At 71.2% G+C, this 13,072-nt stretch carries 13 protein-coding genes; 5 read left to right on the plus strand and 8 right to left on the minus strand.

Features of this window, described 5'->3' with window-relative positions; genetic code table 11:
* The first annotated feature begins 120 nt into the window (after positions 1-120).
* The gene (locus OF850_RS20250) at positions 121-1,722 is read left to right on the plus strand and encodes a lysine--tRNA ligase (protein ID WP_301592148.1); all 1,602 of its coding nucleotides are present in this window, start codon (positions 121-123) and stop codon (positions 1,720-1,722) included.
* Positions 1,719-3,644 carry a phosphatidylglycerol lysyltransferase domain-containing protein gene (locus OF850_RS20255; protein WP_301592149.1) on the plus strand — a complete coding sequence of 642 codons (1,926 nt, stop codon included), beginning with the start codon at positions 1,719-1,721 and terminating at the stop codon, positions 3,642-3,644. Before OF850_RS20250 ends, OF850_RS20255 begins: the two co-directional genes overlap by 4 nt.
* On the opposite strand, the gene OF850_RS20260 is transcribed toward OF850_RS20255, so the two are convergent.
* Positions 3,619-3,846 carry a hypothetical protein gene (locus OF850_RS20260; RefSeq protein WP_301592150.1) on the minus strand — a complete coding sequence of 76 codons (228 nt, stop codon included), beginning with the start codon at positions 3,844-3,846 and terminating at the stop codon, positions 3,619-3,621. The genes OF850_RS20255 and OF850_RS20260 overlap by 26 nt on opposite strands.
* Before the next feature lie 38 nt (positions 3,847-3,884).
* Here OF850_RS20260 and OF850_RS20265 point away from each other — a divergent pair, with 38 nt between their 5' ends.
* Positions 3,885-4,466 carry a helix-turn-helix domain-containing protein gene (locus tag OF850_RS20265; RefSeq protein WP_301592151.1) on the plus strand — a complete coding sequence of 194 codons (582 nt, stop codon included), beginning with the start codon at positions 3,885-3,887 and terminating at the stop codon, positions 4,464-4,466.
* A 65-nt stretch (positions 4,467-4,531) separates the two neighbouring features.
* Here OF850_RS20265 and OF850_RS20270 read toward each other — a convergent pair whose 3' ends face one another.
* Positions 4,532-5,365, minus strand: a complete 834-nt coding sequence (locus tag OF850_RS20270; protein ID WP_301592152.1) for an NF038132 family protein — start codon at positions 5,363-5,365, stop codon at positions 4,532-4,534.
* A 306-nt stretch (positions 5,366-5,671) separates the two neighbouring features.
* A complete protein-coding gene (locus OF850_RS20275; RefSeq protein WP_301592153.1) occupies positions 5,672-6,790 on the minus strand; it encodes a CaiB/BaiF CoA transferase family protein in 1,119 nt (372 codons plus the stop codon).
* 61 nt (positions 6,791-6,851) lie between these two features.
* Here OF850_RS20275 and OF850_RS20280 point away from each other — a divergent pair, with 61 nt between their 5' ends.
* Both OF850_RS20280 and OF850_RS20285 read left to right on the plus strand, forming a co-directional pair.
* Positions 6,852-7,802 carry a Bug family tripartite tricarboxylate transporter substrate binding protein gene (locus OF850_RS20280; RefSeq protein WP_301592154.1) on the plus strand — a complete coding sequence of 317 codons (951 nt, stop codon included), beginning with the start codon at positions 6,852-6,854 and terminating at the stop codon, positions 7,800-7,802.
* Positions 7,799-8,779, plus strand: a complete 981-nt coding sequence (locus OF850_RS20285; RefSeq protein ID WP_301592155.1) for an NADPH:quinone oxidoreductase family protein — start codon at positions 7,799-7,801, stop codon at positions 8,777-8,779. Before OF850_RS20280 ends, OF850_RS20285 begins: the two co-directional genes overlap by 4 nt.
* On the opposite strand, the gene OF850_RS20290 is transcribed toward OF850_RS20285, so the two are convergent.
* Genes OF850_RS20290 through fdh3B form a run of 5 tightly spaced genes read right to left on the minus strand, consistent with a single transcriptional unit; the run spans position 8,763 to position 13,065 of the window.
* Complete coding sequence (locus OF850_RS20290) at positions 8,763-9,500, minus strand: enoyl-CoA hydratase-related protein (RefSeq protein WP_301592156.1); 738 nt, start codon at positions 9,498-9,500, stop codon at positions 8,763-8,765. The genes OF850_RS20285 and OF850_RS20290 overlap by 17 nt on opposite strands.
* 17 nt (positions 9,501-9,517) lie before the next feature.
* Positions 9,518-10,765 (minus strand): molybdopterin molybdotransferase MoeA, encoded by a 1,248-nt coding sequence (locus OF850_RS20295; RefSeq protein ID WP_301592157.1) that lies wholly within the window; start codon positions 10,763-10,765, stop codon positions 9,518-9,520.
* A gap of 3 nt (positions 10,766-10,768) precedes the next feature.
* A complete protein-coding gene (gene mobB / locus OF850_RS20300; RefSeq protein ID WP_301592158.1) occupies positions 10,769-11,266 on the minus strand; it encodes a molybdopterin-guanine dinucleotide biosynthesis protein B in 498 nt (165 codons plus the stop codon).
* Positions 11,267-12,469 (minus strand): formate dehydrogenase subunit gamma, encoded by a 1,203-nt coding sequence (locus OF850_RS20305; RefSeq protein ID WP_301592159.1) that lies wholly within the window; start codon positions 12,467-12,469, stop codon positions 11,267-11,269. It lies immediately after the preceding gene.
* Positions 12,469-13,065: a formate dehydrogenase FDH3 subunit beta gene (gene fdh3B / locus OF850_RS20310; protein WP_301592160.1), complete on the minus strand. Its 597-nt coding sequence runs from the start codon at positions 13,063-13,065 to the stop codon at positions 12,469-12,471. Before fdh3B ends, OF850_RS20305 begins: the two co-directional genes overlap by 1 nt.
* Positions 13,066-13,072: the final 7 nt, after the last annotated feature.

The following is a 13,072-nucleotide window of genomic DNA, read 5'->3' on the forward strand; positions in this document are numbered from 1 at the left end:
GCCCTCTCCCTTTATCCTGCTGGCAGGACAGCACGGTCACCCGCGAACGCCACAGGGTCAAGGCGAGCGCCACCCCGCACGAGAATTGACCCGGCCCCGGCGCCCTGGCATCCCGCCATCATGCCCGACGCCGCCTTCGAGACCATTCCCGCCTGGCCCTTCGCGGAGGCGCGCCGCCTGCGCGAGCGCCTCCTGGCCAGCGGCAAGAAAGAGGCGCTGTTCGAAACCGGCTACGGCCCCTCGGGCCTTCCGCATATCGGCACATTCGGCGAGGTGGCGCGCACCTCGTGGGTGCGGCGCGCCTTTTCCCTGCTGACCGGCATGCCCTCGCGCCTCGTCGCCTTCTCCGACGACATGGACGGGCTTCGGAAGGTGCCGGACAACGTGCCGAATGGCGACGTGCTGCGCCAGCATCTCGGCAAGCGCCTGACCGAGGTGCCAGACCCCTTCGGCACGCATCCCAGCTTCGGCGCGCACAACAACGCCCGGCTGCGCGCCTTTCTCGATGCCTTCGGCTTCGAGTACGAATTCGCCTCCTCCACCGACTACTACACCTCCGGCCGCTTCGATGACGCGCTGCTGCGGATGGCCGCCCTGCACGCGGAGGTGCGCGAGGTGATCCTGCCCACCCTCGGTGCCGAGCGCCGCGCCACCTACTCCCCCTTTCTGCCCATCCATCCCGAGACGCGGGTGGTGATGCAGGTGCCGATGGAGGAGGTGCGGGCCGACGGCACGCTGGTCTGGACCGACGAGGACGGGAAGCGCTGGGAAACCCCGGTGACCGGCGGCCACTGCAAGGCACAGTGGAAGGCGGACTGGGCGCTGCGCTGGTACGCACTCGGCGTGGATTACGAGATGTCGGGCAAGGACCTGATCGACAGCGTGAAGCTCAGCAGCGCCATCTGCCGCGTGCTGGGCGCGGAGCCGCCCGTCACCCTCACCTACGAGATGTTCAACGACGAGCACGGCGGCAAGATCAGCAAGAGCAAGGGCAACGGCCTCACCATCGAGCAATGGCTCGATTACGGCCCGCCCGAGAGCCTGGCGCAGTTCATGTTCCCCTCCCCCGGCTCGGCCAAGCGGCTGCACAAGGGGGTGATCCCGCGCGCGGTGGACGATTGGCTCGCCAATGCGGAGAAGCTGCGCGGCAACCCGGACGATGCTGCCAACCCGGCCTGGTACATCCATGCCGAGGGCGCCCCGCCCGCCCCGCCGCCGGTTTCGTTTGCCACGCTGCTCAACCTCGCCGGCATCGCCAACACGGACGATCCGGCGCGGCTCTGGGCCTATCTGCGCAAGTACTACCCGGAGGCGACGCCGGAATCGGAGCCCCTGCTGGACCGGCTGGTGCACCATGCCTGCGCCTATTGGCGCGACTTCATCGCGCCCGAGCGCCGCTTCCGCGACCCGACGCCCGACGAGGCCGAGGGGCTGCGCCGCCTCGCCGCCCTGCTGCGCGAGCGGGAGGTGGAGTTCCTGGCCATGCCCCCGGGGCCGGAGCGCGAAAAGGCGCTGCAGGACACGGTCTATGACGCGGGCCGCTTCGGCCCCTTCCTCACGAAGAACAAGGACGGCTCGGACGGCGTCGGCCGCGCCTGGTTCCAGGCGCTCTACGAGGTGCTGCTGGGCAAGAGCGAAGGGCCGCGCTTCGGCGGCACGGTCGCGGTGATGGGCATCGAGGAGGCGGTGCGCCTCGTCGAGGGCGCGTTGGCCCGGGCGTGAAATCCGCCCTGCCCCTGCTGAAGCGCCACGGGCCGACCGTCTTCGGCCTGCTGCTGCTGGTGGGGGCGGTCTACGTGGTGCAGCGGGAGTTCCGCTCGCTTTCCGTCGGCGACGTCACCCGCGCGATGGGCGAGATCACCTCCGGCGCGCTGTGGCTGGGCGCGGGGTTCACGATCCTCGCCTACTTGGTGCTCGCCATCTACGACTGGCTGGGCGCGCGCTATGCGGGGCGCCCCTCCTCCTGGGGACGGGCGCTGCTGGCCTCGTTCTGCGGCTACTCGCTGGCGCACAATCTCGGCTTCGCGGCGGTGTCGGGCGCGGCGGTGCGGTTCCGGCTGTATTCCGCCTGGGGCTACACCCCGCTCGAGGTCGGCAAGGTGATCGGCTTCACTTCGCTCACCTTCGGCCTTGGCGGCATGGCGCTGGGCGGCGCGGTGCTGACCTTCGAGCCGGAGGTTCTGCCCTGGGTGGGCGACCACGTGCCACGCTGGGCGCTGCAGCTCACCGCCGTGCCGCTTTTCGGCGTGGTCGCGGCCTATGTGCTGCTGTCGCGCTTCCGCCGCTCGGTCCGCCTGTGGGGGCATGAGGTGGAGCTGCCCTCCACCTCCATGGCGCTGGCGCAGACTGTGCTGGCGGCGGTGGACGTGGCGGTGACGGCGGCGATCTTCTACGTGCTGCTGCCGCCCGTCGAGGGTCTCACCTTCCTGCGCTTCATCGGCATCTACCTCGCCGCCTATGCCGCCGGGATCGCGGCGCATGTCCCGGGCGGGCTCGGCGTCTTCGATGGTGCCATCATGATCGGCCTCGCCCCCTATCTCGGCACGGCGGAGGTGGTGGGGGCGCTGCTGGTGTTCCGTCTCTTCTACTACATCATTCCGCTCTTCGTGGCCGGGTTCCTGTTCGCGGGGTTCGAGTTGGGCCAGCGCCGCGCCTCGCTGGCTGGGCTGTCCGCCTTCGGGCGCGGCGCCATGCCGCTGGAGGTGCCGGTCCTCGCCGGGCTGGTGGCGCTGGGCGGCGGGCTGCTGATCTTCCTGGGCGCGCTGCCGGTGCGCCAGACGGTTCTGCTGCAATGGGCAGGATACGAGGCGGCGGTGGCGTCGCAGCTTGCAGCCTCCGTGGTCGGCTCGCTGCTGCTGGTGATCTCCTATGGCCTCCTGCGCCGCCTCACCCTGGCCTGGGGCGCGGCGATCTTCCTGCTGCTGAACGGGGCCGCCATCGCGGGGCTGCGAGCGGAGGAATGGTGGACCTGGGGCGCCTTCCTGCTCGTCGCCGGCTTCCTGGCGACGATGCGCGGCGCCTTCTACCGCGACTCCCGACTCATCGCGGAGCCGCTGTCGCAGCCCATGGCCCTGCCGCTGCTGGCTGTCGTGATCTGCGGCCTCACCCTGGCGCTGGTCGCCTATGCCGGGCGCGTGGCCGACGCGGCGTGGTGGGAGGTGCCGCTGTCCCGCATCGCCCCGGCGCAGCTTCGCTTCACCGTCGGGCTGACCGGTCTCCTCCTCCTGTTCGGGACGCTGCGCCTGCTGCGCCCGGTCCGCATCCGTCCCGCCCCCTTCGACACGGCGGCGCGGCTGTCCCTGCTGGCGGCGCACGGCAAGGCCCCCGTCGCGGGCGACGCAGTGATCCGCGGCGAGCGTGGCGAGGCGGCGCTGGTCTTCACCCGTGGCGAGGAGGTGTGGGCGGCGCAGGGGGATCCGCAGGGACCGCATGGTGACGCGGTTTCCGCGATCTGGCGCTTTCGCGACCTGTGCGAGCGCAACGGGGTGCGTCCCGCCTTCCTGGACGCCACGCCGCGCTTCCGCCGGGTCTATGACGATATCGGCCTGCAGATGGTGGAGGACCCGGCGCGGCCCGGCCGCCTCGTCGCCTGCGTGGCGGAGCGCGACCTCGCCGCGCTTACAGGTAGCGCCCCCGCTCCATGATCTCGAGCGCGTATTCGCGGTAGCTCATCCCAAGCTCCTCCGCGCGGGCGAGGCGGCGCAGCGCGATCTCGCGCGGCGGGGTCTTCCACGCCTTCTTGTGCGCCCGCTTCCAGTTCCAGTGCCGCCAGGAGGCGTGCGGGTCCTCCTCGTCCAGGGGCGGGCCGCCATTGTGGCTGCGCGGCGGAAGGGCATCGCTTGGCATGACAAGAGCCTATCCACTAAAGTTTCCGCATGTCCACCATGATGACAGAGCCCGACCCGCTCGGCGCCCTGCTCGCCGCCCGCATCCGACGGGAGCGCGAGGCGCGGGGCTGGAGCATCGCGGAGCTGGCCGAACAATCCGGCGTGTCGCGCGCCATGATCTCCAAGGTGGAGCGCGCGGAGGCCAGCCCGACCGCCTCGCTGCTCGGTCGGCTTTCCGGCGCGCTGGGCCTCACCGTCTCGACGCTGCTGGCGCGGGCGGAGGCCGATGGCGGTGCGGGTCGCCTGGCCCGCGCGGCGGAGCAGCAGCTCTGGACCGATCCCGAGACCGGCTATCTGCGCCGCTCGCTGACGCCGCCCGGGGCCGATCCGGAGCTGGTGCTCGTGGAATTGCCGCCCGGCGCACGGGTGGATTACCCCGCCGCGTCCTACGCCCTGCTGCGCGGGCAATGCGTCTGGGTCTTGTCGGGGCGCTTGGTGGTGACCGAGGGGGAAGAGGACACGGCGCTCGGGCCCGGTGACTGCTTGGCCTATGATCTGTCGCGGCCGCAGGACTGCGCCCTGTCGAATCCGTCCGGACGCCAGGCCTGCCGCTACCTGGTCGCGCTGGCGCGGCGATGAGGAGGCCGCCGCCCTCCTTTTGGAAGGGCGGCGGGGTGAAGGGGCGGGACGCGGTCCCGGCCTTGTCAGCCTACCTTGCGGCGACGGCGCATCGCGGCGACGCCGGCCAAGCCGAAGCCGAGCAGCGCCAGCGAAGCGGGCTCCGGCACCGGAACCGGATCGATCGGCTTGCCGCCCACCGTCACGCCGGCGATCGCCATGCCGGAGGCGAACTGGGTGTCGTTCCAGTTGGTGACGCCGAACTGAAGCTTGTAGTTGCCCGCCGCGGCGATCGTGTAGTTCGACAGGATCCAGCCGGTGTTGCCGCAGCCAGCGGTCGGGCCGTTGAAGCAGCGACCGCTGTCGGCACCGAGCGGCGACCAGATGGTCGCACCCGGGTTGATGGGGGTGGATGCCGGGGACAGCGTCGCCGCGGGGGTAGGCATGCCGAAGCCCGGCACGGTGTCGCCGCCCGGCGTGGTGCGCGCGGTGAAGAGCAGCGCCACTTCCACGTTCGCATCGGTCACCAGACGGGCCCAGGCATAGTCGGCGTACCCGGAACCATCCGAGGTGACGTAGTTGAAGGCGAAGTTCAGCGCGTCACCCGCCTGCGCCGCGAAGACCGGCGTGCTCAGCGTGGAGCCGTCCGTCGGAGACCCTGTCCCGCCGACACCCGGCAAGGAACCAACACCATTGGTCCCGCCCCAAGTGCTGACATACTGATAGGTGCTGCCGCCGACCGGGGGCGCCGTCACGACGCCATCGGCGCCGAGGGTGCCGCAAGCGCCAACGCAGGAATAGCCGGCCGGAATGGGGGCCGCTTCCGCGGCTTGCGGCAGGGCCAGGAAAGTAGCCCCGGCCAGCGCCGAAAACGCCACGCCGGAGCGCAGCCAGCGGCGCCACGTCAAATACTCACGCATGATATTCCTCCATGATGCGCAGCCTTGGTGACAGGCGGAGGAAAGAGCACCGCCCTCCCGGAAAGGCTGCGGCAGGGGGAAGGCAACAACTATGCCAAAGTGTCTTTTCATGCAAAATCAATTCGTTGCGACAGTATCTTTTTTGAAAGCATGCAACTTTGTAAGTTTCTCCGACGCAACAAATGCCCGGCGCCGTTCAGGTTGGTTCGATGGGCGCGTTTCCCATGGATATCGGTGAGCGCGGGCAGGTCCACACGGCCGCAAGGCCACGGATCGCCGCCAGCCAAATCCGTGCTCAATCAAACCTCAGGCCTCGATCTCGCGCAGGATTGCCTCCGTATGCTCGCCCAGCGCGGGTGCGGGGGCCGTCCAGGGCCCGATGCCCGGGATGGAGGCCATGGGCATGGCGCCCAGCCCCGGCTGCTCCATGGACGGCGCCACCTGCATCGCCTGGGCATGCGGATCGGCCAGGAAATCCAGCGGCGAGTTGACGCGGTCGCACAGGAGCCGCGCCGCCTGGAACCGCGTCACCCAATCCGCGGCCGTCCGGCCTTGCAGCAGCGGGCGTAGGATCTCCATCAGCGCCGGCTTGTGGCGCGCGCGCTCCGCGAAGGACACGAAGCGCGGATCCTCGGGCAGTCCGGGCACTCCGGCCTCGCGGCAGAAGGTCACCCATTCCTCCTCGCGCACCATGGCGATCATAAACCAGGCGCCATCGCTGCCCTGGTAGGTGCCGGCCGGCACATTCAACTCGGCCGGCATCCGGCCCAGCAGCCCGGACTCCGCGATGGGCAGCACCAGAAGCGCCGCCGCCGACTGCATCAGCGACACGTCCAGGTGGCGCCGCCGGGGCGGATTGCCCTCCCTGCGGTCGCGCGCCTGCTCGGCCAGGGCTGCCTGGCAGGCGGCGAAGGCGGACAGGCCGGTGAACACGTCCACCGGCAGCGTGTTCAGCCGGTGCGGGATGCCGTCCGCGCCCACGTTGCAGGCGACGAGGCCGGTATAGGCCTGGGCGACGCCATCCGTGCAGGGACGCTCGCGATGCGGCCCGCCCTGGCCGAAACCCGAGACGGAGATGCACACCGCATCCGGCTTCGCCGCTTCCGGCCCCAGCCCGATCCGCTGCGCCACGCCAGGGCGGAAGGCCTCGATCAGCACGTCCGCCCTCGCCGCCAGCGCCCGCGCCCGCTCCTGGTCCCGCGGGTCGGCAAGGTCGAGCACGACCGCCTCCTTGCCGCGGTTGAAGCAGGAATGCATCACGCTGTGCGAGTTGGCGCGCGTGGTCAGCCCGCGCGACCAATCGCCCTTGGGCGGCTCCAGCTTGATCACCCGCGCCCCCGCCTGCGCGAGAAGCTGGCCGCAATGCGGCCCGGCGATGCCCTGCGCGGCATCAAGGACGAAAATCCCCTCATAGGGTCCTGGCATTGGCGCGTTTCCTCCTGCGCCGGTATCGTGCCGCAAAACCACCGGATGGGAAGGGACGACCATGCGAAGCACGAGACGCGCGGCGCTGCTGCTACCGCTGGCCATGCCGGCCCTGGCGCAGCAACCGGAGTGGCCCTCGCGCCCCATCCGCTTCGTCGTGCCCTATCCGCCCGGCGGCCCCACCGACCTCGTGGGCCGCGTCGCCGCCGCCGCCATGCCGGTGCCGACGGTGGTGGAGAACCGCGCCGGCGGCAGCGGCTCCATCGGCGCGGGGGAAGTGGCGCGCGCCACGCCGGACGGCACGGTGTTCATGGTCAACGCCTCCGCCCACGTCATCGTGCCGCACCTCCAGCCGAACCTGCCCTATGACGCGCTGGCCGATTTCACGCCGGTGACGGAGCTGGTGAAGGTGCCGCTGGTGGCGGTGGTGCCTTCCGCCTCGCCCATCCGCGACATCGCAGGGCTGATCGAGGCGGCGCGGGCGCGGCCGGGGCGGCTCACCTACGCCTCCTCCTCCATCGGTGGCGCGCCGCACCTGGCCGGCGAGCTGTTCAAGCTGCTGGCGCGGGTGGACCTCACCCACGTGCCGTATCGCGGCTCGGGCCCCGCCCTCACCGACCTGCTCGGCGGCACGGTGGACGTGATGTTCGACAGCCTCGCCAGCAGCGCCGGGCATGTGCGCGAGGGGCGGCTGCGCGCCATCGCCGTTTCCACCGCCGCGCGCCTGCCGGAAACGCCCGATCTTCCCACCGTCGCCGAGGCCGGCGTGCCGGGCTACGAGATCGCCACCTGGTACGGGCTGTGGGGTCCGCCGCGCCTGCCCGACGCGGTGGCGAAGCGCATGCGCGACGCGCTGGCCCAGGGGATGGCGCAGCCCGAGGCCTCGGGACGCCTCGCCGCGATGGGCGCCATCCCGATCCTGTCCGAGCCCGCCGAGTACGCGCGCTTCGTCCGCAGCGAATCCGACCGTTGGGGCCAGCTGGTGCGCGACGCGGGGATCCGCGCCGAATGAAGGCGCTGGTCTGCCCCTCCTGGCGCTCCTGGAACGAGCTGGAGCTGCGCGACATCCCGCCGCCGCCGCTGCGCGAGGGCGCGGTGCGGCTGAAGGTGGAGGCGGCGGGCGTGTCCTTCGCCTCGCAGCTCGTCGTGGCGGGCAAGTACCAGCGCAAGCCGCCCTTGCCCTTCACCCCGGGCACGGAGGCGGTGGGCACGGTGCTGGAAGGTCCCCTCCCCGCCGGGACGCGCGTCTTCGCCGTGCTGGACTGGGGCGCGATGGCGGAGGAGGCGGTGGTGGACGCCATCCACTGCATCCCCATCCCCGAGGGCGTGCCCGATCCCCTGGCCGGGGTGGCCATGCCCATTTCCTATCCCACCGCCGCCTCTGCGCTGATCTGGCGCGGGACGGTGCAGCCGGGCGACTGGGTGCTGGTGCACGGCGCGGCGGGCGGCGTCGGCCTCGCGGGGGTGGAGGTGGCGAAGGCGCTGGGGTGCCAGGTCGTCGCCCGCGCCGGCGCCGCCAAGCACGCGATGCTGCACGAGCGCGGCGCCGACCTCGTGCTGGACAGCGCCCTGCCCTTTCGGGACGCGGTGCGGGAGGCGACGGAAGGCGTGCATTGCGTGCTCGACGTGTTGGGCGGCGACACCTTCGACGACTCGCTGCGCTGCCTCCGCGATGGCGGCACGCTGGTGACGGTGGGCTACGCCGCCGGTGGCATCCCGACCGTCGCGGCCAACATCCTGCTGCTGAAGAACATCGGCGTCGCCGGCCTGAACTGGGGCACCTATGTCGGCTGGTCGCCCGGCGACAACCGCCGGCTTCACGCCCCACGCGCCCGCGCCCTGTGGGACCGGCTGTGCGGCTGGTGGGCGGAGGGCAAGCTCCGCCCCGAGATCCACGCGCGCTTCCCGCTGGAGCAGTTTCGCGAGGCGATGGACGAGGTCGCCTCGCGCCGCTCCGCCGGGCGGGTGGTGATCACCCCGAACGGTTGAGGAACTGCCGGAAGATCGCCTGCGCCTCCTCGCCGCGCAGCATGCGGCCGAAGCTGTCCCGCTCGGCTTGCATCGTCGCCTCCAGCGCTTCCTTCTCGGCGGCGAGGACGAGGCGCTTGGTTTCGGCCATGGCGGCGGGCGGCAGGGCGGCCAGGGTCTCGGCCATGGAACGCGCCTCCTCCTCCACCGCGTCATCCGGCACGGCGCGGGTGACGAGGCCGGCCTGCGCCGCCTCGTGCCCGCTGACCGGGCTGCCGGAGAGCAGCCACCAGCGCGCCCGCGCCGCGCCCACGCGCCGCGCCAGCAGCATGGAGGACCCCGCCTCCGGAACCAGCCCAAGCTTGGTGAAAGGCATCACCAGACGCGCGGATTCCGAGGCGACCACCACGTCGCAATGCAGCAGCAGAGTCGTGCCGATGCCGACCGCATGGCCGCGCACCGCTGCCACCACCGGCTTCCGGAAGCCCACCAGCGCGCCGAGGAAGTGGAAGGCCTCGCTCGGCCCCTCCTCCTTGCGGGCAGCGAAGTCGGCGATGTCGTTGCCGGCGCAGAAATCCGTCCCGCCCGCCAGCAGCACGACGCGCACCTGCGGGTCGGCCTCCGCGGAGCGCAGCCCCTCGGACAGGTCGCGGTACATGGCCTGGGTGAGGGCGTTCTTCTTCTCGGGGCGGTCGAGGCGCAGCGTGGTCACCGCCCCCTCCCGCGTGACGGAGACGGTCACGGCGCTTCCTTTCTTTTCTAGAACAGGGAGGAAAAGGGAAGCACAGCCAGAGCGTCGCCGGGAGACACCTCCGTCACCGCTTCCGGCAATTCGGCGAAAGCATCGGAAAGGGTGAGCGAGGACAGCAGACCCGCCCCCTCGCGCGGAAATTTCTCCGCCTGGAGACCAGCTTCGCCGGACCATAGCGCGACCCGGACATATTCACGCCGCCCGGCCTTCTTGCGGTAGCCGAAGCGAGAAGATGCCGCAAAGCGTGAAAGGACTTCCGGCCGCGCGCCGGCAAGGCGCAGGATCAGCGGCCGCGCGAGGTGGAGGAAGGTGACCACCGCCGCGACCGGATTGCCCGGCAGCCCCACCATGGGCGTGCCGTCCACCACTCCCATCGCCGCCGGGCGCCCCGGCTTCAGCGCCAGCCGCCAGAAGACCAGCCGCCCCGCCGCTTCCACCGCCGCGCGCACGTGGTCCTCCTCGCCGGTGGAAACGCCGCCGGAGGACAGGAGCAGGTCGTGACGCGATGCCGCATCCCGCAGTGCCCGCGCCGTCGCGTCGCGGTCATCGGGCAGGATGCCGAGGTCGGACACCGCGCAGGGCAGGCGCGCGGCGAGCGCCATCAGGGTGAAGCGGTTGCTGTCGAAGGTTTGTGCGGGTCCGAGCGCGGCGCCCGGCTCCGCCAGCTCGTCGCCCGTGGAAAAGACGCCGACGCGCAGCTTCGGCCGCACCGGCAAGCTGGCATGGCCCAGCGCGGCGGCGAGGCCGATCTCCATCGCCCGCAGCCGCACCCCCTCGGGCAGCGCCTCGGCGCCCCGCGCGATGTCCTCGCCGGCCGGGCGGGCATTGCTGCCCGGCTTCAGCCCCGGGGGAAGCAGGAGCGCATCGCCCTCGGTGCGCGCATCCTCCTGCATCATCACCGTGTCGGCGCCTTCCGGCATGGGCGCGCCGGTAAAGATGCGCGCGGCCGTGCCGGGGGCGAGGGGGGAGGCTGCCTCCCCCGCCGCCACGCGTCCGGCGAGGCGCAGGCGGGTCTCTCCCCCGGGTGTGAGGTCGGCGTGGCGGAAGGCGTAGCCATCCACGGCGGAGTTGAAGAAGGGCGGCAACGGCGTGTGCGCCAGGAGCGGCCGGGCCAGCACCCGCCCGGCAGCCTCCGTCAGCGCCACCGCCTCCTCGCCGCCCAGCGGGGCGACGCGCTGGAGGATCAGCGTCTGCGCCTCCTCCACGCTGAGAAGGGGGCCGCCAAAGACGAAGCAGTCATCCGAGAGCTGGGCCATGGCTCAGAAACGCTCGGCGTGGCGAAGCATGGCGCGCGCGATGGCCTCGATGTCGTCGAGGCGCAGATGCGGCGGCGCGCCCGCCGGCGGGGCCACGTCGCTGGCGACGGCGAGGATGCGCGGGTCCTCCGGGTGCAGCCAGGGCTTGCCGTTGCCGGCGCGGTGCACCTCGATCTTCGGGTGGGCGTCGCGCTTGAACCCCTCGATGATGACGAGGTCCACCGGATCAAGCCGGCGCAGCAACTCCGCCAAGGGCGGCTCGGGCGCGCCGCGCAGTTCGGTCATCAGCGCCCAGCGCCGGGCCGAGGCGACCAGGACCTGGTGCGCCCCCGCCTCGCGATGGGTGTGCGAGTCCTTGCCCGGCTGGTCCAGGTCGAAGCCGTGATGGGCATGCTTGAGCGTGGAAACGGAAATCCCCTGCCCGGTCAGGCAGGGGATTACACGCTGGAGGAGGGTGGTCTTGCCGGCTCCGCTCCAGCCGGCAAGCCCGATCAGCCGCATTCAGTCGCCAGCGGGGCGGGCCCCGGCAGGGGCCACGACCTCGCGGGCCTTGGCCATCTCCTGGTCCACCCAGAGGCCGTGATGCTCGCGCGCCCAGTTCAGGTCCACCTGGCCGGAACCCATGGCGTCATAGGCACCCTCCATGCCGATGGAGCCGATGTAGATATGCGCCAGCATCGCGGCGATCATCAGCACCGACAGCACGCTGTGGACGATGTGCGCCAGCTGCATGTCGTTGACGTCGAGCGGGCCCCAGAAGGGGAAGATCAGGAAGTAGCCCGAGGCCGCGACGAGGCCGCCGCCCAGCACCGTGATCCAGAACACCACCTTCTGCCCGGCGTTGAACCGCCCGGCCTGGGGATGGGCGCCGCCGAAGAACCCGCCGAAGGACTTGAACCAGTCGACATCGGTCCGGTCGGGAATGTTGTCCCGCACCCAGAGCAGCAGCATCACGATGAGGCCGAGGGTGAAGGGGAAGGCCAGGAAGTTGTGCGCGATCTTGCCGTATTGCGAGACGAGGTAGAACGCCTCCGGCCCGATGAGCGGCAGCAGCAGGTAGCGGCCAAAGGTGATGTTCAGCCCCGACAGCCCCAGCACGATGAAGGAGGAGGCGACCATCCAGTGATTTGCCCGCTCCAGCGCGTTGAAGCGCTGGATCGTGCGGCCGGAGCGGCCTTCCGTCATCGCCATGCGCCCGCGCAGCAGGAAGAAGGCGACGAGGAGCAGCAGCATCCCGCCGACCGCGATGCCGCCCACCCAAGTGAGGGTGACGTTGTGGAACTGGCGCCAGGATCGCCCTTCGGGCTGCACCAGAATCCCGGCGGACTGGTTCGGGATGGTGACGCGGCCTTCGATGCGGCCGCCCTGGAGGGCGCGCTGCAGTTCCAGTTCCTCGGCCGAGGGGCCGCGCGCGGTCATCGGCGGCGGGGCCGGGATGGGCGCTGTCGGGGTGGGTGTCGCCTGCTGCGGCACGGGGCCGGGCGCTGCGCCGGTGGCGCGCTCGGGGTTGGCGGCTTCCGGATTCTGGCGCGCGGGCTGGCCGTCGCCCCGGCTTTCGCCGACGCCCGGCGCCGCGCTCTGCACGTCCGAGGCGCCAGGATTCGGACGCTCGGTCGGCATGGCCGGCGAGGGCGCGACGGTCTGCGCAGCCACCGGCGCCGCGAGAAGCAGCGCCGCGAGGAGAAGGGAGGAGATTCCGCGCATCAAACGTTCACCGTCTCGCGATAGGCCGTGCGCCAGCCCCAGGCGCCCGAGCCATAGCCGCGGCGCTGCACGCGCTCGCGATAGATCTGGGCGATGATCTCGCCATCGCCGGCCAGCAGCGCCTTGGTGGAGCACATCTCCGCGCAGAGCGGCAGCTTGCCCTCGGCGATGCGGTTGGAGCCGTACTGGATGTATTCCACTGCGCTGTTGTCCTGCTGCGGACCGCCGGCGCAGTAGGTGCACTTGTCCATCTTGCCGCGGCCGCCGAAGTTGCCGACGCGCGGATATTGCGGCGCGCCGAAGGGGCAGGCGTAGAAGCAGTAGCCGCAGCCGATGCAGGTGTCCTTGTCGTGCAGGACGAGGTGATCGGCCGTGAAATAGAAGCAGTTGGTCGGGCACACCGCCGCGCAGGGGGCGTCGGTGCAGTGCATGCACGCCATGGAGATGGAGCGCTCGCCCGGCTTGCCGTCATTGATGGTGACGACGCGTCGGCGGTTGATGCCCCAGGGCACCTCGTGCTCGTTCTTGCAGGCCGTGACGCAGGCGTTGCACTCGATGCAGCGGTCCGCGTCGCAAAGAAACTTCAGGCGGGCCATGGTGGTC

This window comes from Sabulicella glaciei (assembly GCF_026183895.1).
Taxonomy (GTDB): domain Bacteria; phylum Pseudomonadota; class Alphaproteobacteria; order Acetobacterales; family Acetobacteraceae; genus Roseococcus; species Roseococcus glaciei.

Coding starts and splice junctions, on each gene's coding strand:
- OF850_RS20295 (WP_301592157.1), bottom strand. CDS start 10,765: ATGGCCCAGCTCTCGGATGACTGCTTCGTCTTTGGCGGCCCCCTTCTC.
- fdh3B (WP_301592160.1), bottom strand. CDS start 13,065: ATGGCCCGCCTGAAGTTTCTTTGCGACGCGGACCGCTGCATCGAGTGC.
- OF850_RS20285 (WP_301592155.1), top strand. CDS start 7,799: ATGAAGGCGCTGGTCTGCCCCTCCTGGCGCTCCTGGAACGAGCTGGAG.
- OF850_RS20250 (WP_301592148.1), top strand. CDS start 121: ATGCCCGACGCCGCCTTCGAGACCATTCCCGCCTGGCCCTTCGCGGAG.
- OF850_RS20275 (WP_301592153.1), bottom strand. CDS start 6,790: ATGCCAGGACCCTATGAGGGGATTTTCGTCCTTGATGCCGCGCAGGGC.
- OF850_RS20280 (WP_301592154.1), top strand. CDS start 6,852: ATGCGAAGCACGAGACGCGCGGCGCTGCTGCTACCGCTGGCCATGCCG.
- OF850_RS20260 (WP_301592150.1), bottom strand. CDS start 3,846: ATGCCAAGCGATGCCCTTCCGCCGCGCAGCCACAATGGCGGCCCGCCC.
- mobB (WP_301592158.1), bottom strand. CDS start 11,266: ATGCGGCTGATCGGGCTTGCCGGCTGGAGCGGAGCCGGCAAGACCACC.
- OF850_RS20270 (WP_301592152.1), bottom strand. CDS start 5,365: ATGCGTGAGTATTTGACGTGGCGCCGCTGGCTGCGCTCCGGCGTGGCG.
- OF850_RS20265 (WP_301592151.1), top strand. CDS start 3,885: ATGATGACAGAGCCCGACCCGCTCGGCGCCCTGCTCGCCGCCCGCATC.
- OF850_RS20305 (WP_301592159.1), bottom strand. CDS start 12,469: ATGCGCGGAATCTCCTCCCTTCTCCTCGCGGCGCTGCTTCTCGCGGCG.